The sequence below is a fragment of the Burkholderia sp. B10 genome, assembly GCF_004368385.1.
Classification (GTDB): Bacteria; Pseudomonadota; Gammaproteobacteria; order Burkholderiales; family Burkholderiaceae; genus Burkholderia; species Burkholderia vietnamiensis.
This window is the reverse complement of record NZ_PQMX01000063.1, coordinates 1-17673: the sequence shown is the minus strand read 5'-3', so window position 1 is coordinate 17673 and position 17673 is coordinate 1. Positions and strand designations below refer to the sequence as shown.

17 protein-coding genes are annotated in these 17673 nt (G+C 68.9%); 6 read left to right on the top strand and 11 right to left on the bottom strand.

What is annotated here, in order from left to right:
* Positions 1–60 precede the first annotated feature (60 nt).
* The 3 genes from C3Y15_RS24740 to C3Y15_RS24730 form a co-directional block, all read right to left on the bottom strand.
* Positions 61–1185 carry an OpgC domain-containing protein gene (locus tag C3Y15_RS24740; protein ID WP_011881055.1) on the bottom strand — a complete coding sequence of 375 codons (1125 nt, stop codon included), beginning with the start codon at positions 1183–1185 and terminating at the stop codon, positions 61–63.
* Positions 1186–1542: 357 nt separating this feature from the next.
* Entirely contained in the window at positions 1543–2442 is a 900-nt protein-coding gene (gene rarD / locus C3Y15_RS24735) for an EamA family transporter RarD (protein ID WP_011881056.1), read from the bottom strand.
* Between the two features lie 12 nt (positions 2443–2454).
* Positions 2455–2751, bottom strand: a complete 297-nt coding sequence (locus C3Y15_RS24730) for an acylphosphatase (protein ID WP_011881057.1) — start codon at positions 2749–2751, stop codon at positions 2455–2457.
* A 190-nt stretch (positions 2752–2941) separates the two neighbouring features.
* Between C3Y15_RS24730 and hpnA the strand changes: the two genes are divergently transcribed.
* Both hpnA and C3Y15_RS24720 read left to right on the top strand, forming a co-directional pair.
* A complete protein-coding gene (gene hpnA / locus C3Y15_RS24725; protein WP_011881058.1) occupies positions 2942–3949 on the top strand; it encodes a hopanoid-associated sugar epimerase in 1008 nt (335 codons plus the stop codon).
* A gap of 108 nt (positions 3950–4057) precedes the next feature.
* The gene (locus tag C3Y15_RS24720) at positions 4058–5431 is read left to right on the top strand and encodes a hypothetical protein (protein WP_060081271.1); all 1374 of its coding nucleotides are present in this window, start codon (positions 4058–4060) and stop codon (positions 5429–5431) included.
* A gap of 118 nt (positions 5432–5549) precedes the next feature.
* Here C3Y15_RS24720 and C3Y15_RS24715 read toward each other — a convergent pair whose 3' ends face one another.
* Positions 5550–6737, bottom strand: a complete 1188-nt coding sequence (locus C3Y15_RS24715; RefSeq protein ID WP_011881060.1) for a glycosyltransferase — start codon at positions 6735–6737, stop codon at positions 5550–5552.
* Positions 6738–7161: 424 nt separating this feature from the next.
* On the opposite strand from C3Y15_RS24715, the gene ispH reads away from it, so the two are divergent.
* On the top strand, positions 7162–8103 hold the full coding sequence (gene ispH / locus C3Y15_RS24705) for a 4-hydroxy-3-methylbut-2-enyl diphosphate reductase (protein ID WP_011881061.1): 942 nt from the start codon (positions 7162–7164) through the stop codon (positions 8101–8103).
* 12 nt (positions 8104–8115) lie between these two features.
* Positions 8116–9276 carry an adenosyl-hopene transferase HpnH gene (hpnH, locus tag C3Y15_RS24700; RefSeq protein ID WP_011881062.1) on the top strand — a complete coding sequence of 387 codons (1161 nt, stop codon included), beginning with the start codon at positions 8116–8118 and terminating at the stop codon, positions 9274–9276.
* A 221-nt stretch (positions 9277–9497) separates the two neighbouring features.
* Here hpnH and C3Y15_RS24695 read toward each other — a convergent pair whose 3' ends face one another.
* A complete protein-coding gene (locus C3Y15_RS24695) occupies positions 9498–9875 on the bottom strand; it encodes a hypothetical protein (protein WP_011881063.1) in 378 nt (125 codons plus the stop codon).
* 489 nt (positions 9876–10364) lie between these two features.
* On the opposite strand from C3Y15_RS24695, the gene C3Y15_RS24690 reads away from it, so the two are divergent.
* Both C3Y15_RS24690 and C3Y15_RS24685 read left to right on the top strand, forming a co-directional pair.
* Positions 10365–10718: a DOPA 4,5-dioxygenase family protein gene (locus tag C3Y15_RS24690; RefSeq protein WP_014724186.1), complete on the top strand. Its 354-nt coding sequence runs from the start codon at positions 10365–10367 to the stop codon at positions 10716–10718.
* A 93-nt stretch (positions 10719–10811) separates the two neighbouring features.
* A complete protein-coding gene (locus C3Y15_RS24685; protein ID WP_011881065.1) occupies positions 10812–11243 on the top strand; it encodes a nuclear transport factor 2 family protein in 432 nt (143 codons plus the stop codon).
* 21 nt (positions 11244–11264) lie between these two features.
* Here the strand turns inward: C3Y15_RS24685 and C3Y15_RS24680 are convergent, their stop codons facing one another.
* The 6 genes from C3Y15_RS24680 to C3Y15_RS24650 form a co-directional block, all read right to left on the bottom strand.
* Positions 11265–11885: a hemolysin III family protein gene (locus C3Y15_RS24680; RefSeq protein WP_011881066.1), complete on the bottom strand. Its 621-nt coding sequence runs from the start codon at positions 11883–11885 to the stop codon at positions 11265–11267.
* Positions 11886–12080: 195 nt separating this feature from the next.
* Positions 12081–12287, bottom strand: coding sequence for a YbdD/YjiX family protein (locus C3Y15_RS24675; RefSeq protein ID WP_011881067.1), 207 nt, complete (start codon positions 12285–12287; stop codon positions 12081–12083).
* Positions 12288–12299: 12 nt separating this feature from the next.
* Positions 12300–14378: a carbon starvation CstA family protein gene (locus C3Y15_RS24670; RefSeq protein ID WP_011881068.1), complete on the bottom strand. Its 2079-nt coding sequence runs from the start codon at positions 14376–14378 to the stop codon at positions 12300–12302.
* A gap of 266 nt (positions 14379–14644) precedes the next feature.
* Positions 14645–15073 (bottom strand): PRC-barrel domain-containing protein, encoded by a 429-nt coding sequence (locus C3Y15_RS24665; protein WP_069240561.1) that lies wholly within the window; start codon positions 15071–15073, stop codon positions 14645–14647.
* Positions 15074–15517: 444 nt separating this feature from the next.
* Positions 15518–16648 (bottom strand): 3-deoxy-7-phosphoheptulonate synthase, encoded by a 1131-nt coding sequence (locus tag C3Y15_RS24655; RefSeq protein ID WP_011881071.1) that lies wholly within the window; start codon positions 16646–16648, stop codon positions 15518–15520.
* A gap of 154 nt (positions 16649–16802) precedes the next feature.
* On the bottom strand, positions 16803–17513 hold the full coding sequence (locus C3Y15_RS24650; RefSeq protein WP_059475319.1) for a YceH family protein: 711 nt from the start codon (positions 17511–17513) through the stop codon (positions 16803–16805).
* Positions 17514–17673 lie beyond the last annotated feature (160 nt).

The following is a 17673-nucleotide window of genomic DNA, read 5'->3' as shown; positions in this document are numbered from 1 at the left end:
CGCTGCGCCGATTGCGCTCCCGCATTCACCGCAGCGCAGCGCCACGCCCCATCGCGCACTCTACGCCACGGCCCCGCGCCGGCGCGCGAACCACGCCCCCGAACCGGCCACGGCCATCATCAGCCCCACCGCGCACGCGTCGGCCGCGAGGCCCACGCCGAGATGGCGCAGTTGCGCGCCGTTCGCGACCGGATGCAGCAGCGAATCGATGACGAGCGAAATGGCGGCGCCCGCGACGAAGCAGACGAGCCCGCGCCGGCCGACCGCCACTACCGGCCGCACCGCGCGCGCGAGCCGCTCGATCCAGCCGCGCCGCACGCAATCGGCCATCAGCCATGCGATCGCCGCGAAGCTGACGACGCGCGACAACGCGAGGTCGCGCTTGAGCAGCCCTTCCGGTGCGGGCAGCCCCGAGAACAGCTTGTAGCTCGCACAGCCGAGCACGATCGCGCACGCGACGCCGGTCGCCGCGGCGCCCCAGCGTCCGAGCGCGACGCGCCGGTAGAACGGCTGGCAGCGCGCGAGCACGCCGGCCACGAACATCAACTGCCACGCGAACGGGTTGAAGCTCCAGCGAAATGAATCGGTATCCAGCAGTTCGGGGCCGAGCCAGCCGGCCGCGCCCCACGATGCGACGCTGAACGCGACCGTGAGCCACGGATGGCGGCGCGCGAACGGCACCAGCACCGGCGACGCGAGCGCGAACAGCACGTACATCGGCAGCACCGACGCGAGATACGGCTGGCGCTGGAAGGTGAGCAGCTCGGCCGCGCCGGTGAGCGGCGACGCGAGCATCACGCTGACGTCGTCGAGCGCGAGGTTCGGCGCGTCGATCCCGTAATGGTCGAGCACGGCCGAGACGATCAGCATCAGCGTCGAGGTCGCGAGAAACGCCCGGTAGATCTGCATCGCGCGGCGCACGAAGCGGCGCTGCGCGGCGCGCGGGCCGTGCCGGTCCGCAATCGCGCCGTACGCGCTCGCGGTCGCGAAGCCGCCGAGGAACACGAACACTTCGGCCGCATCGCAGAGCGCGAACGCGTGGAGCGTGACGCGCGACAGGACGCTCGCGCCGATATGGTCGACGACGATCATCAGCAGCACGATGCCGCGGAAGAAGTCGACTTCGATCAGGCGGCCGCTGCGCGCCGGCAGCCCCGAAGCCACGGGCAGCGCGCTCACCGACATGAGCACACCTGCGACGCGTGGGCGCGATGTGCGCCGGCAGAGGGAACGAGGCGGCTGGTGCGATCGGCGGCGCCGCGCGTATGCCCGCGGCGCGCCAGCCCGGCCGGCGAGGCAAGGAGATGACCGTTCATGGGAAAACCGCATACGAAGAGAAGACGGTGAACCCAGTCTAGTGGCCGTCGCGGGAATACCCTAAGTAACAAAATGCAACGGCATCTTCTGTTCGATTACAGCCGCGACGCAGGCGCTGCGAAGCTGGCGGAGCCGCCAGCTCGATGTCGGCGCGCTGTCAGCTCGCGGACGGCAACGGGCGTCGGAGCAGGTGCGGCGCACGACGCGGGCGCGCGCCGGACGACCTCAGCCGCGCATCGGCAGACGCCGCATCAGCATCGCGCTGTGCCATGCGGTCAGCGCGACGGCGGCCCAGATCGGCGCGTACGTCGCCAGTTGCGACGCGTTCAGCGTCTCGCCGAGCAGCAGCAGCGACACCGCGACGAGCAGCACGGGCTCGACGTAGCCGAGGATGCCGAACAGCGCCATCGGCAGCATCCGGCTCGCCTTCAGGTAGCTCGCCAGCGCGAGCGTGCTGAGCACGCCGAGCCCCGGCAGCAGCGCGGCCCACACCAGCGGATGGCGGCCGACCGGCGTCGCGCTCGCCGACACCATCGCGAGCGCGACCGGGCACAGCAGCGCGATCTCGAGCGCGAACGCGGCGAGCGAATCGGCGTTGATCCGCCGGCGCAGCACGAAGTACGGCGGATAGCCGAGCGCCACGACGAGCGTCGGCCACGCGAATGCGCGCGTCGCCCACACTTCGTGCGCGACGCCGAGCGCCGCGCATGCGACGGCCGCCCATTGCAGCGGATCGAGCCGCTCGTGATAGTAGAAGCGGCCGACCAGCACCATCGTCAGCGGCAACAGGAAATAGCCGAGCGACACCTCGAGCATGCGGCCGTGCAACGGTGCCCACAGGAACAGCCACAGCTGCACGCCGAGCAGCGCGGCGCTGACCGGCAGCGCGATCAGCAGGCGCCAGTCGCGCACGCTGCGCCGCGCGAGCTCGACGAGCGCGGGCCAGCGGCCGCGCAACGCGATCAGCGCGAGCGCACCGGGCGCGGTCCACAGGATCCGCCACGCGAAGATGTCGAGGCCGGTGAGCGGCGCCAGCAGTTTCGCGTAGACGGACATCAGCGCAAACAGCGTCGACGCCGTCACCGACAGCGCAATGCCGCGCCCGGCTTCCGGATACCCCGTCATGTCGGGTTCGCCTTACTGCTGCTGGAAGCGCTCGAAGCGCCTTTCGACGTGGCGCTCCTCGAACGTCACCTCGGTCACGCGCGCGGCCGGCGGCCCGTGGCGCAGCCAGGCGAGCATGCGGTCGATCTGCGCGCCGGGGCCCTGGATCATCGCCTCGACGCTGCCGTCCTCGAGATTCGCGACCCAGCCGCGCAGCTTCAGCGCATGCGCCTCGCGCACCGTCGCGTGACGGAAGCCGACGCCCTGCACGACGCCGCGCACCCGCACGTAGTAGGTCTCGATTCGTTCGTCCAGTTCATTTCGGCTCATCGCGGCGCGCTCCCTTGGTGCATTCAAGCCCGGCATTGTAGTCGCGTCGGGCGCTTCCCACACGCACGCGGCCGGGGTGCGCGGTGGGTGCGCGGTGCATGCGCGGCGGTCGCGTCGCCGCGCGCGCCGACCACGTACAATCTCGCCGACGCACAACCGCCGCGCGCTCGCGCGGCCCCGAAGGAAACGCATGACTGATACCTCCCGCGATCTCGTTCTCGTCACCGGCGCGTCCGGTTTCGTCGGCTCGGCCGTCGCGCGCATCGCGCAGCAGAAGGGCTATGCGGTGCGCGTGCTGGTGCGCCCGACCAGCCCGCGCACCAACGTCGCGAACCTCGACGCCGAAATCGTCACTGGCGACATGCGCGACGAGGCGTCGATGCGCGCCGCGCTGAGCGGCGTGCGCTACCTGCTGCACGTGGCGGCCGACTACCGGCTGTGGGCGCCCGACCCGCACGAGATCGAACGCGCGAACCTGGAAGGCGCCGTCGCGACGATGCGCGCGGCGCGCGCCGCCGGCGTGGAGCGCATCGTGTACACCAGCAGCGTCGCGACGCTGAAGGTCACGAGCGCCGGCGATCCGTCCGACGAGAACCGGCCGCTCACCGCCGAGCAGGCGATCGGCGTGTACAAGCGCAGCAAGGTGCTGGCCGAGCGCGCGGTCGAGCGGATGATCGCCGACGAAGGGTTGCCGGCCGTGATCGTGAACCCGTCGACACCGATCGGCCCGCGCGACGTGAAGCCCACGCCGACCGGCCGCATCATCGTCGAAGCGGCGCTCGGCAAGATTCCGGCGTTCGTCGATACGGGCCTGAACCTGGTGCACGTCGACGACGTCGCGCACGGCCACTTCCTCGCGCTCGAGCGCGGCCGGATCGGCGAGCGCTACATCCTCGGCGGCGAGAACCTGCCGCTGCAGCAGATGCTCGCCGACATCGCCGGGATGACCGGCCGCAAGGCGCCGACGATCGCGCTGCCGCGCTGGCCGCTGTACCCGCTCGCGCTCGGCGCGGAGGCCGTCGCGAAGTTCACGAAGAAGGAGCCGTTCGTGACCGTCGACGGGCTGCGGATGTCGAAGAACAAGATGTACTTCACGTCGGCGAAGGCCGAGCGCGAGCTGGGCTACCGCGCGCGGCCGTACCGCGAAGGGCTGCGCGACGCGCTCGACTGGTTCGGCTCGGCCGGCTATCTGAAGTAGCACAAAGCGGCGCGCAACACGCCGCTTTGCGTACTTTGTTACACGCCACCGGCGGACCGGCACCGGCGCAGCGGTTAAAATCGCGGGTCTTACGCAGAGAAGACACGCATGAACCTGAACGATCAGATCGATTCGCTGAACGCCGGCGTCGATCGGCTCCTCCACGATCACCACGCCGCGCAGCAGGCGGCACGCAGCGCCGAAGCGTTCGCGCGCGCCGCGGCGGCCGAGGCGCAGGCCGCGGCCGCACGTCACGCCGCCGCGGAAGCGGAAGCCCAGGCCGCCGCGCAGCGCCACACGACGGCCGCCGCCGATGCGCAGGCCGCACAGCAGCGCCACGCGGCCGCCACCGAAGCGGCGGAAGCCGCCGCCGTGCGTCACACCGAAGCCGCCGCGCAAGCCGACGCGGCGGTCCAGCGGCACGCCGAAGCCACCGCGCTGACCGAAGCGCTCGCCCAGCGCCACGCGGACGCCGAAGCCGCGTCGCAACGCCATGCCGCCGCGATCGCCGAAGCCGAGGCGGCCGCGCAACGTCACCACGCAGCCGCGACCGAAGCCGACGCGGCCGCCCAGCGCCACGCGCTCGCCGCCGCGGAGGCCGAAGCCGCCGCGAAGCGCCATGCGGACGCGACCGCCGAAGCCGAAGCAGCGACGCAGCGTCACGCGGCCGCGATCGCCGAGGCCGAGGCGCTCGCGCGACGTCATACCGAGGCGATCGCGCAAGCCGAAGCCGCCGCCCGGCGCCACACCGAGGCAGCCGCGCAGGCCGACGCGATCACGCAGCGTCACACCGAAGCCATCGCGCAAGCCGAAGCCGCCGCGCAACGCCACGCGGATGCGATTGCGGAAGCCGAAGCGGTCAAGCAGCGCCACGCCGACGCGATCGCGCAGGCCGAAGCGGCCGCCGAGCGGCACGCGAAGGCGGTGGCCGAGGCCGAAGCGCTGGTCGAAGCCGTCGTGAAGGACGCCGCGACGGCGGCAGCGACGACAGCGGCAACCGAGCCGGCCGCGCAGCCCGATGCCGGCGAAGCGGTCGGCGAGCCGGCCGCGGCGCCGCGCGCCGATGAAGCGCCGGCTGCCGAGGCCGATGCGGGCACGGCCGTCGTCGCGGCGCCCGCCGCCGAGCCGGCCGCCGATGCAGCAAACCCTCCTGCGGACAAGGCGACGCTGCACGTCGCGCGCCCGTCGCAGAACGAGCTGACGTTGACCGTCAACGGCCAGTCGATCACGCTGCACCCGGAGCAGGTCGGCCAGCTGATCGAGGAGCTGGCGCACGCGCGTGCGTCGATGCAGCCGGAACCGCCGGCGGGCATCCCGGCCGGCTGGCGCTTCGTGACGACCAAGAATCCGATGATGGTCGTGCAGAAGCAGTCGAACGGCGACCGCCTGCTGGTCACGCGCCACACCGGCTACGGCTGGGTGCCGTTCACGTTCTCGCCGGACGTCGTGATCCAGATGTACATGCTGCTGACCCAGCGGTAAGCGGGCGCGGCCGCGCCGAATCACGGCGCGCCAAACGACAAAGCCCGATCGGCTGCACGCCGATCGGGCTTTTTGCTGTGCGACGAACCGGCGACCGGCCGGCGTGCGCGAGCGCCGTTCAGCGCTCCACCGGCGCCTGCACGCGCGCCTTCCACTGCCCGCCCTTGCCGCGCCAGTAACGCCATGCTGATGCGAACGTCGCACCGACGTAGAACAGCGCGACCAGCGGCAGCGCGGGCGCCCACAGCGGCGAGCGCCGGTAGTAGCGCAGCATCGGCGCATACGCGGTGCACATCGACGCCCACGCGAGCCATGCCGGCCATGCGCGCGCGCCGTACGCGAGCGCGACCACGGGCGGCACGAGGTAGATGATCGTCATCCCGAGCAGCGTGCCCGCGAGCAGCAGCGGCGAATAGTGGAGCTGCGTGAACGCCGTGCGCGCGATCATGTTCCAGATGTCGCGCCAGCTGTCGTACGGGCGCAGCGACACGCTGCGCTCGGCCAGATCGAGCCGGATCGGATGCCGGCCGCTGCCGCGATGCTTGATCTGCGCGGCGAGGCTGCAGTCGTCGATCAGCGCGCCGCGGATCGATTCGATGCCGCCCGCCTCCTCCAGCGCGCTGCGCTTGACCAGCATGCAGCCGCCCGCGGCGCCGGCCGTCCGGTTGCGCGGATCGTTGATCCATGAGAACGGATAGAGCTTCGCGAAGAAGAACACGAACGCCGGGATCAGCGCCTTCTCCCAGAACGAATCGCAACGCAGCCGCACCATCAGCGACACCAGATCGCGCTGCTCGGCCTGCGCACGCGTGACGAGCTGCGCGACCGCGTCGCGCGGATGGCCGATGTCGGCGTCCGTCAGCAGCAGATAGTCGGCCGGCAGGCCCAGCGTGCGCACCGCGGCGATGCCCTGCGACTGCGCCCAAACCTTGCCCGACCAGCCGGACGGCAGCGGCTTGGCGCTCAACACCGTCAAGCGCTCCGCGCGGTTGATCGCCAGCGCGGCGGCGCGGGCGGCGTCGGCGGTGCCGTCGTCGCTGTGGTCGTCGACGATGATCAGATGGAACTCGCCCGGGTAATCCTGCTCGAGCAGCGACGTCGCCGCCTGCGCGATCACGTCGGCCTCGTTGCGCGCCGGCACCACCGCGACGACGGCCGGCCAGCCGGCGGCCGCGGCCGCGCCGCGCGCCTCGGGCGGCAGCACCCGCGCGGGCCGCGCGCGCCAGAAGCCGCCGCGCGCGACCAGCAGCACGAGCCAGATCACCAGCGACAGCGCGGACACCAGAAAGGCAATTGCAAGCATCATCGGCGGACCTCCTGCGGCAGGCCCGGGCGGCGGGCCGCCATGCCGGCCCGACCGGGCGCAGCCGGGGCGGGATTTGAACGACCCATGACCGCACCGGCGGCAGGGCAATATGCAAGAGAATCGACGGTCATCGAATGGCCTTGAAATGAGCGCGACGGCGGGCTGCCCGACAGGCCGCCCGCGAAACCGCGCAGTTTACCGGGTTCCGCGCGCGCGAGTGCCGACGCGGCTTCGCGGCCGATGCAACACGGCCGACACGGCACCAGAGCAAGGACGGCGCGATAGGGTTAAAATGCGCGATTAATTCGGGGTTCCGGGGCCTGGCCTGGCCGGTTCGTTTCCTGCCTTCATAACATCAAGCCGGGGCGAGCGAGCTGTGCCAGCTCCTCGAACCCCGGCGTCTGTCGTCGGAGTTCGCTCACTTATGCGAGTCATCCTTGCCCAGCCCCGCGGCTTTTGCGCGGGGGTTGTCCGTGCGATCGAGATCGTCGATCGCGCGCTGCAACAGCACGGCGCGCCGGTCTATGTGCGTCACGAGATCGTGCATAACCGGCATGTCGTCGAAAATCTGCGTAATAAAGGGGCACGGTTCGTTGAGGAACTCGACGAGGTGCCGCACGGCGCTGTGGCGATCTTCAGCGCGCACGGTGTCGCCCAGACCGTCGAACGCGACGCGGAAACGCGCGGCCTCGACGTGCTCGACGCCACCTGCCCGCTCGTCACGAAGGTGCACGTGCAGGGCCGCCAGTACGTCGCGGCGGGCCGTCGTCTGATCCTGATCGGCCATGCGGGCCATCCGGAAGTCGAAGGCACGATCGGCCAGATCCCGGCCGAAGTGGTGCTCGTGCAGAGCGAGGCCGAAGTCGATACGCTGACGCTGCCGGTCGATACGCCGGTCGCGTACGTGACGCAGACCACTCTGTCGGTCGACGACACGCGCGGCATCATCGAAGCGCTGCAGCGCCGGTTCACCGACATCGTCGGCCCGGACACGCGCGACATCTGCTACGCGACGCAGAATCGCCAGGCCGCCGTGCGCGAGTTGAGCACCCAGGTCGACGTGCTGCTGGTGGTCGGGGCGACGAACAGTTCGAACTCGAACCGGCTGCGCGAGATCGGCACCGAAAGCGGCGTGCCGAGCTACCTGGTCGCCGACGGCTCGGAAGTGAAGGCCGAATGGTTCGCGGGCGTGCAGACGGTCGGCCTGACGGCCGGCGCCTCGGCGCCCGAAGAGATGGTCGAGGATGTGATCGGCGCGCTGCGCGCGCTGGGGCCCGTCGATGTCACGACGATGGCGGGCCGTGAAGAAAAAGTCGAGTTCAAGTTGCCGGCGAAGCTCATGCAAGCTGTCGCCCGCGAAGTTTAAGGAGGACAACTCTTGTCTATTCCGCTGCTCCAGCAAGTCCGCGTCGGCGCATACATCATGCGCCAACACCTGTCCGGCAACAAACGCTACCCGCTCGCGCTGATGCTCGAGCCGCTGTTCCGCTGCAACCTCGCCTGTAACGGCTGCGGCAAGATCGACTATCCGGACCCGATCCTGAACCAGCGTCTGTCGGTCGAGGAATGCCTGCACGCCGTCGACGAATGCGGCGCGCCGATCGTGTCGATCGCCGGCGGCGAGCCGCTGCTCCACAAGGAGATGCCGGAAATCGTCAAGGGCATCATGAAGCGCAAGAAATTCGTGTACCTGTGCACGAACGCGCTCCTGATGGAAAAGAAGATGGACGACTACCAGCCGAATCCGTACTTCGTCTGGTCGGTCCACCTCGACGGCGACAAGGAGATGCACGACCATTCCGTGTCGCAGGACGGCGTGTACGAGAAGGCGGTCGCGGCGATCAAGGAAGCGAAGCGCCGCGGCTTCCGCGTGAACATCAACTGCACGCTGTTCAACGACGCGATCCCCGAGCGCGTCGCGAAGTTCTTCGATACGCTGGGGCCGATCGGCGTCGACGGCATCACCGTGTCGCCGGGCTACGCATACGAGCGCGCGCCGGATCAGCAGCACTTCCTGAACCGCGACAAGACGAAGAACCTGTTCCGCGAAATCCTGAAGCGCGGCGAAGGCGGCAAGCGCTGGTCGTTCAGCCAGTCGTCGCTGTTCCTCGACTTCCTGGCCGGCAACCAGACGTACAAGTGCACGCCGTGGGGCAACCCCGCGCGTACCGTGTTCGGCTGGCAGAAGCCGTGCTATCTGGTCGGCGAAGGTTACGTGAAGACCTTCAAGGAACTGATGGAAGACACCAACTGGGACAACTACGGCGTCGGCAACTACGAGAAGTGCGCGGACTGCATGGTCCACTGCGGCTTCGAAGCGACCGCCGTGATGGACACGATCGCGCATCCGCTGAAGGCGCTGCGCGTCAGCCAGAAGGGCATCAAGACGGACGGCCCGTTCGCGCCGGACATCTCGATCGCGAAGCAGCGCCCGGCCGAGTACGTGTTCTCGCGCCACGTCGAGATCAAGCTCGAGGAAATCCAGCGCGCCGGCAAGGGTAAGCTGCAGAAGCCGGCGAAGCCGGCAACGGCGGCCTGACGAGCGGCTCGCAACGACGCGGGCCCGGCCCGCATCGCCCGCACGACGAGGGCGCCCCGGATTGCTCCGGGGCGCCCTCGTTTTTTGCATGCTCGCGGCGGCGACGCGCCGCTGCGGCACATCACGCTGGCGGCAGCGCCGGCCCGTGCGCCGCGGCGCACGGCGGGCCACTGAATGGCGGTGGGTGCTGAGCGCTCGCCGCACACCGCGCACCGCGCGCGTCAGAACGTGTTCTCGCCCTTCAGGTAGTACGCGGTCTTCACGAAGAACGCCTGCACCGGATGGCCGCTGCGCGCGGCGCTGGCGGCGCGCGCTTCCATCGCCATCTTCTCTTCGCGCGAGCGGTCGGGCACCGGGTTCTTCACGCGTTCGAGCGCGCGCTGCATCGCCTGCGGATAGTTCTGGTTGCCGGCCATCGTTGCCGAAAAGCCAGCGCGCGCCATCTGCTGCAATTGCACGTCGGTCTCGGCACGCGCCGCAGACCACGTCAGCGGCACGACGTTCGGCTGCCACGCGGTGTTGACGGATTGAGCAAAGCTCGCGGCCGGCACCGCGGCAAGCGTGACGGACAGAGCAGCAAGGGAAACGAGGGATCGCATATTGGCCTCCAGATGGTTGCGTACGCATCGATCATCGGTGTCGATGCGGCCCGATAATCGTATTGCGCACGGCCGTGCGCTTGAATAGCCGATTTCGCAATGGACATTTTCGGCGGCGAAATCGAAGCGCGCGCCACGCCGCTTACCGCTGCCGCCCGGCCCTCATTTCCTTAATGCGTTCAATGACATGATCGCGTCTTCGCGGAACTGCGAACCGGCGCGCAGAGCGCTCTTGCAGTTTCCGAAACGATCTATTGCGGTGGAGATTGCCTCCGCCGGTGGGCCGGTGCGGTATGCGGCGGCGCGATGCCGGATGCACCGGCACGCCCGCGCAACGCCTCAGCGAGCGAACGCGCCGCGTCTGATGCGCGACAATCTTCCGGGCCGAATCGGCGCGCGGTGACGATACCCGCGCGTCGAGGTCGCGCGATAATTGCGCACCGGTCGCATCCCGCAACCTCTGCGCGCATTCATTTCCCGAGCACTACCATGGCCATCATCGACCCCGCCGCCATCGTCAGCTGGCATGCCCACGTCTACTTCGACGCCGCGAACCGCGACGCCGCGTGGGCGCTGCGCGCCGTCATCGACGAGCGGTTCGGCGCGAGCGTCGAGCTCGGCCGCTTTCATGAACGTCTCGTCGGCCCGCATCCCGCGTGGTCGTACCAGATCGCGTTCGGTGCCGCGCGCTTCGACGAGGTCGTGCCGTGGCTCGTGCTCAATCACGGCAAGCTCGACATCCTGCTACACCCGAACACCGACGACGAACTGCGCGACCATCGCGACAGCGCGGTGTGGATCGGCCACTCGCATTCGCTGAACCTCGAAGCGCTGGCCGGCTGAGCGCGGCGCATCGACGTTTCGGCTCGCGGTGAAACATCCGGCGGCGGCGGATCGGTACAGTCGCGTCGTTATCCACACCTGAAGCAGCCCGCGATGACCGATACCGATACCCACGCGCAGCGCATCCATCACGACTGGCACGCCGCCGTCGTCGCGCGCGACCTCGACGCGCTGATGGCGCTGTATGCGCCCGACGCGATACTCGAAACGCCGCTGATCGTCGTCACGCTGCCCGAGCACGGGTCAGGCGTGCTCCACGGCAAGACGGCGATCGCCGCATTCTTCGCGGCCGGCCTGCGCGATCCGCGAAGCCGGCTTGGACGCTGGTACCGCACGGGCCAGTTCTTTTCGAACGGACGCCAACTGATCTGGGAATATCCGCGCGCCACGCCGGACGGCGATCAGGTCGATCTCGTCGAAGTGATGGACCTGCGCGACGAGCTGATCGCGCATCATCGCGTCTACTGGGGCTGGGCCGGGTTCAACGCGCTGCGCAGCGCGGCGCCGGCGGACGGGCGCGCGTGACGCACGCCGTCCCGGTCGCGCTCACGCGACATACATCGCGACGCTGACGAACTGGCACAGGCTGCCGGCCAGCACGAACAGATGCCAGATGCCGTGCCCGTGACGAATGCGCTCGTCGTTGATGAAGAAGTAGATACCCACGCTGTAGATGATGCCGCCGGCCACGAGCCACACGGTGCCCACCGGCGGCAGCGCATGCACGAGCGGACGGATCGCGACGAGCGCGAGCCAGCCCATCAGCACGTACAGCACCATCGACACGATGCGCGTGCGCCGCCCCAGCGTCAGTTCCTGCGCGATGCCGAAGGCGGCGAGCCCCCAGCTCACGCCGAATAGCGACCAGCCCCACGGGCCGCGCAGCGTGACGAGCGTGAACGGCGTGTAGCTGCCCGCGATCAGCAGGTAGATGGCCGCGTGATCGCACTTCTGCAGGATCGCCTTGAGCCGCGGCTTGCGTACGCTGTGGTACAGCGTCGAAATCGCGTAGAGCAGGATCAGCATCGCGCCGTACACGCTGAAGCTCACGATCTTGTACGGGTCGTGGTCGAGCGCGCCCATCGTCACCAGTGCGACGAGCCCTGCGATCGACAGCACCGCGCCGACGAGATGGGAAATACTGTTGAAACGCTCACCGGCATGCACGACGGATTCTCCTGCGCGGATTCATCGGAAAAGGCGGAGCCCTATGATACCGGCCGGCCGCGCGCGCGGCGCCGAACGCGGTCAAACGACGCGGTACGCGCGCGCCGTCCGCACAAAGAAAAAGCGCCGCGAATCGCTTCGCGGCGCTTTCGGATCCGTCCACGGACCGCTACCGGCCGGCTGCGCCGGCCCGGTTCAGCAACACTTCCCTGCCCCGGACCCGTATCGCGCGTTCTGACGCTCGCGGAAGAATTCCTCGTAGGTCATCGGCTCGCGGTCCGGATGGGTGTCGCGCATGTGCGCAACGTAGGTGTCGTAGTCGGGCAGCCCGACCATCAGCCGCAACGCCTGCCCGAGGTAACGGCCCGCGCTGCGCAGGTCGCTGCCGAGATCGGTGAACATCGCGGCCTCCCGTCAGCGTCCGCTGCCGAGCGCCTGCGCGGCCGGCATCGGCTCGTACGGCGTCTCGCGCACGCTCGGCTTCGCCTCGCGGCGCGCGCGCAGCACGGCGAGCAGCCCGTACACCGCGATCGCCACGACGACGAAGATGAACAGCCCGGCCAGCGCAGCATCGACGTAGTCGTTGAAGATGATCCGCTTCATCTGCGCGAGCGACTTCGCCGGCGCGAGCACCTTGCCCTGGTCCACCGACGCCTGCAGCTTGGCCGCATGCGCGAGGAAGCTGACCTTCGGGTTCGCGTCGAAGATCTTCTGCCAGCCGGCCGTGAGCGTGCAGATCAGCAGCCATGCGGTCGGCACGATCGTCACCCATGCGTAGCGCTCGCGCTTCATCTTGAACAGCACGACGGTGCCGAGCACCAGCGCGATCGCGGCGAGCATCTGGTTCGAGATGCCGAACAGCGGCCACAGCGTGTTGATGCCGCCGAGCGGATCGACCACGCCCTGATACAGGAAGTAGCCCCACGCGGCCACGCACAGCGCGGTGGCGACCAGGTTCGCCGGCAGCGATTCCGTGCGCTTGAGCGCCGGGTGGAACGTGCCGAGCAGATCCTGCAGCATGAAGCGGCCGGCGCGCGTGCCTGCATCGACGGCCGTCAGGATGAACAGCGCCTCGAACAGGATCGCGAAGTGATACCAGAACGCCATCATCGCTTCGCCGCCGATCACCTGATGCAGGATGTGCGCCATGCCGACGGCCAGCGTCGGTGCGCCGCCCGCGCGGGCGATGATCGTCGTTTCGCCGACGGCCTTCGCCGTCTGCGTGAGCATGTCAGGCGTCAGCACGAAGCCCCATTGCGTGACGGTGTTGGCAACCGCTTCCGGCGTCGAGCCGAGCACGGCCGCCGGCGCGTTCATCGCGAAGTAGACGCCCGGCTCGATCACGCATGCGGCGACCAGCGCCATGATCGCGACGAACGATTCCATCAGCATCGCGCCATAGCCGATGAAGCGCGCGTTGGTTTCGTTGTCGATCAGCTTCGGCGTCGTGCCCGACGAGATCAGCGCGTGGAAGCCCGACACCGCGCCGCACGCGATCGTGATGAACAGGAACGGGAACAGATTGCCCGACCAGACGGGGCCGGTGCCGTCGACGAACTTCGTCAGCGCCGGCATCTTCAGTTCCGGCGCGACGACTAGGATGCCGATCGCGAGGCCGAGGATCGTGCCGATCTTCAGGAACGTCGACAGGTAGTCACGCGGCGCGAGCAGCAGCCACACCGGCAGCACCGACGCGATGAAGCCGTAGCCGATCAGGATCCAGGTGAGCTGCGTGCCGCTGAACGTGAACCATGCGGCGAGCGTCGGCGAATCGTGCACGGCCTGGCCGAACGCGATCGACGCCATCAGCAGCACGAAGCCGATGATCGACACTTCGCCGATGCGGCCCGGGCGGATGTAGCGCGTGTAGATGCCCATGAACAGCGCGATCGGAATCGTCGCGGCGACGGTGAACGTGCCCCACGGCGAATTCGTCAGCGCCTTCACGACGATCAGCGCGAGCACCGCGAGGATGATCACCATGATCAGGAACGCGCCGAACAGCGCGATCACGCCGGGCACCGTGCCGAGCTCCATCTTGACGAGGTCGCCGAGCGAACGGCCGTCGCGACGCGTCGAGATGAACAGCACGATGAAGTCCTGCACGGCGCCTGCGAACACGACGCCGCCCAGGATCCACAGCATCCCCGGCGTGTAGCCCATCTGCGCGGCGAGCACCGGCCCGACGAGCGGCCCGGCGCCGGCGATCGCGGCGAAGTGATGGCCGAACAGCACGTATTTGTTGGTCGGTACGTAGTCGAGGCCGTCGTTGTATTTGACGGCCGGCGTCATCCGCAGCCCGTCGAGCTGCATCACCTTGCTGGCGATGAAACGGCTGTAGAAGCGATATGCGATCAGATAGACACAGACTGCTGCGATCACGATCCACAGCGCGCTGACGCGTTCGCCGTGCGCAAGTGCGATCGTGCCGAACGCGAAGGCGCCGAGCAGCGCGACCGCGGTCCATAGCAAGGTACTGGAAGCCCGATTCATGGCGGTTCCTCGTCTCCTATGTGGTTTTAAGTGGATTCGGCGAGAGGTGTGACCGAACCCGCGTGACGTCGATGCGTCGCCGCGCACTGTTGTGCGGCGGTGGTCGGTAGTATTCCGTGCAAGGGGAAGGCGTACAAGCGCACAACTACGTATGCAGCGCTACGTAGAATTACGTAGACGCCAGCGGATGCGCGCTGGGCCGACGCGCGCGGCGACATCGCGCGCGCTCGGCCCGGCCCGGCACGTTGCGTACCGGGCGCGGAGGGTTAGTGCTTCTCGTCGACCTTGCGCGGCTTCGGCGGCGACGGCACCTTCGTGTACTGGAATGCCGGCGTGGCCTTCAGCGCGGCCTTCGTCGCGCCCGGCAGATAGATGTTGCCGTTGCGCACGTCGAGCGATGCGATCGGCACCGCGACGTCATGCGCGGCAACGCCGAGGAAGCCGCCGGCCGACACGATTGCCGCCGACACCGAGCCGTCCGGTGCGACGATCAGGTCGCGCACCGTGCCGACCTTCTGGTTCGCGTCGTTGTACACGGTCTTGCCGAGCACGCTTTTCTTCACGCTCCAGCCTTCGAGCAGCGCCTGCGATTGCTCGACGGTGACGCTGAGCGGCTGCGAGCCGGCGATCTGCGCGTGGGCGCTGACGCTGGACGCGAGGACGGTTGCTGCGATGAGGATTTTATAGAACTTCATGCGTATTGCACTCCGGTTCGGTTGTTGTTGATTCCGGGAGCAAAGCGACGCGGGATAACGGCCGATCGGTGAGTACCGCGCGCTTCGTCGGACGCGTGACGGCCACACTCGCCGCCGCCGCGGGTGTGCATGACGAGCCGGCATGACCGGCCCGCAGCGTGCAACACGCGTTCATGGTAGCGGCATTCGCCCGATCGTGCGTTGAGCGTGCGACGCCGATGCGCATCGCGCTCGATGAAGATCAAAAGATCGTGCGCGGCGGCGTGGCGGAATCGCTGCTGCAGCGTCGAATTTGCGCGACGCTGCCTTCGTCGATGCGCTTTCCGCGGCACGAACGGCTCGGCGTCGCTGCGGACGCCGGGCTTGCGAAACGCCGATTCCTCGTGCGCGCTGGACGTCCTCGGGCTGCGGCAGAACTTCGCCGCGAGGTCCGATACGGACAGGTCACGCGTTGCGCGACGCGCCGCGGCGCTGCCGCACGGCTTGCGCGAGCACGTCGAGCACCGGCTCCGTCTGCGACCAGCTCAGACATGCATCGGTGATCGACACGCCGTACTTCAGCGGCACGCCCGGCTTCAGATCCTGACGGCCGGCCTCGAGATGGCTCTCCACCATCACGCCGATGATGCGCTGCTCGCCCTGCGACAGCTGGCGCGCGAGATCCTGCGCGACGTCGATCTGCCGCTCGTGCGACTTGTTCGAGTTCGCATGCGAGCAATCGACCATCACCTGCTCGCGCAACCCGCTCTTGCGCAGCACCGCGCAGCTCGCTTCGACGTGCTCGGCGTCGTAGTTCGGACCATTCTTGCCGCCGCGCAGGATCACGTGCGCGTCGTCGTTGCCGCGCGTCTCGAAGATCGCGGCCATGCCCATCTTCGTCATTCCCATGAACGCATGGCTCGCGCGCGCCGCGACGATCGCGTCGGCCGCGACCTGCACGCCGCCGTCGGTGCCGTTCTTGAAGCCGATCGGGCAGCTCAGGCCCGATGCGAGCTGACGATGGCTCTGGCTCTCGGTGGTGCGCGCGCCGATGGCGCCCCACGCGATCAGGTCCGCGATGTACTGCGGGCTCAGCAGGTCGAGGAATTCGGTCGACGCCGGCAGGCCGAGCGCGTTGATGTCGAGCAGCAGCTGTCGTGCCGCGCGCAGCCCTTCGTTGATGCGGAAGCTGCCGTCCAGACGCGGATCGTTGATGTAGCCCTTCCAGCCGACCGTCGTGCGCGGCTTCTCGAAGTACACGCGCATCGTGATCAGCAGGTCGTCCTGCAGCGCGTCGGCGGCGGCCTTCAGGCGGCGCGCGTACTCGAGCGCCTGGTCGTGGTCGTGGATCGAGCACGGGCCGACGACGACCAGCAGCCGGTCGTCGCGGCCGTGCAGGATGTCGCCGATCGCGCGCCGCGTGTCCTCGACGAGCGTCTGCGTACCGGCCGGCACCGGCAGCTCGTCCTGCAGCAGCGCGGGCGAGATCAGCGGGCGCACGGCGCCGATGCGGACGTCGTCGATGCGGGTCGTGTCTTGCGTCGCGTCGGCGCTGCCTACCTCGCGATCGTGGGAGGGATTGTCGAGGTTATGCATGGAAATTCTCCGCGGTACATCCGAAATGATGGGCAAGCGCGATTATGGCATTCGCGCGCGGCCGTCTATGCGTTGCCGCCCAGCCTCGGCGACGCGTGCGCGATGCGCGACGCCGGCGGTTGACGCGGCTGCGCGCGCGGCCGACGCGTGATGGTCAGCCGGCGTCGCCCGGCGCGTCGACGTCGATGCCGAGCTCGGTCGCCATGCGCTGAACCAGCGCATTCAAGCGCGCCACTTCATCGGCGAGCCGCTTCTGCTCGGCCTTCAGCGCCTCGAACTCGGACGGCGGAACGGCATCCGCGCCGCCGCCCGCGTCCGAACCGGCGAAGTCGGCGAGGTTCACGTCGCCGCACATCAGGTGCATCCAGCGGTTCTCGCGCGCACCGGGCGCGCGCGGCAGCCGCACGACGAGCGGCTGTGCGCGCGCCACGAGCTCGTCGAGGAATGCCTCGACCGACGAGATGTCGGCGAAGCCGTGCAGGCGCGCGCTGTTCAGGCGCAGCTCGGCGGCCGTCTGCGGACCGCGCAGCAGCAGGATCGTCAGCAGCGCGATCGCCTGGCTCGGGATCCCGAGCACGCGGTTCATGTTGTGCTCGAAACGCGGCACGCGGCTGCTGCTGCCCTCCATCACGAGGCTCAGGTGCTTGAGCCCGTCGAGCGCGGCCGTGACCTCGTCCTCGCTGACGCTCATCACCGGCGAGCGCGCGGTTTTCTGGTTGCAGCCGGCGGTCAGCGCGTTCAGCGACAGCGGATAGGTGTCCGGCACCGTGTGCTGCTTCTCCACGAGCACCCCGAGAATGCGGGCCTCGAGAGGCGTGAGTTCGCGCAGGGCGCGGGGCGTGGGCAGGTCCGGCGTGGTGTTCATGATGGCGTCGCAACGTGCAGCGGGTGAAGGGAATCGGTGGCTCGCCGGTCCGGCGGCGCGGACGGGCGAGCCATATGATAGCTCGCGCGGTGACGCGCGGCGCGCGTGCGGGGCACGGCGCGCCGACTTGCCGCAGCGGGGGCGTGCGGGCGGTATGGCG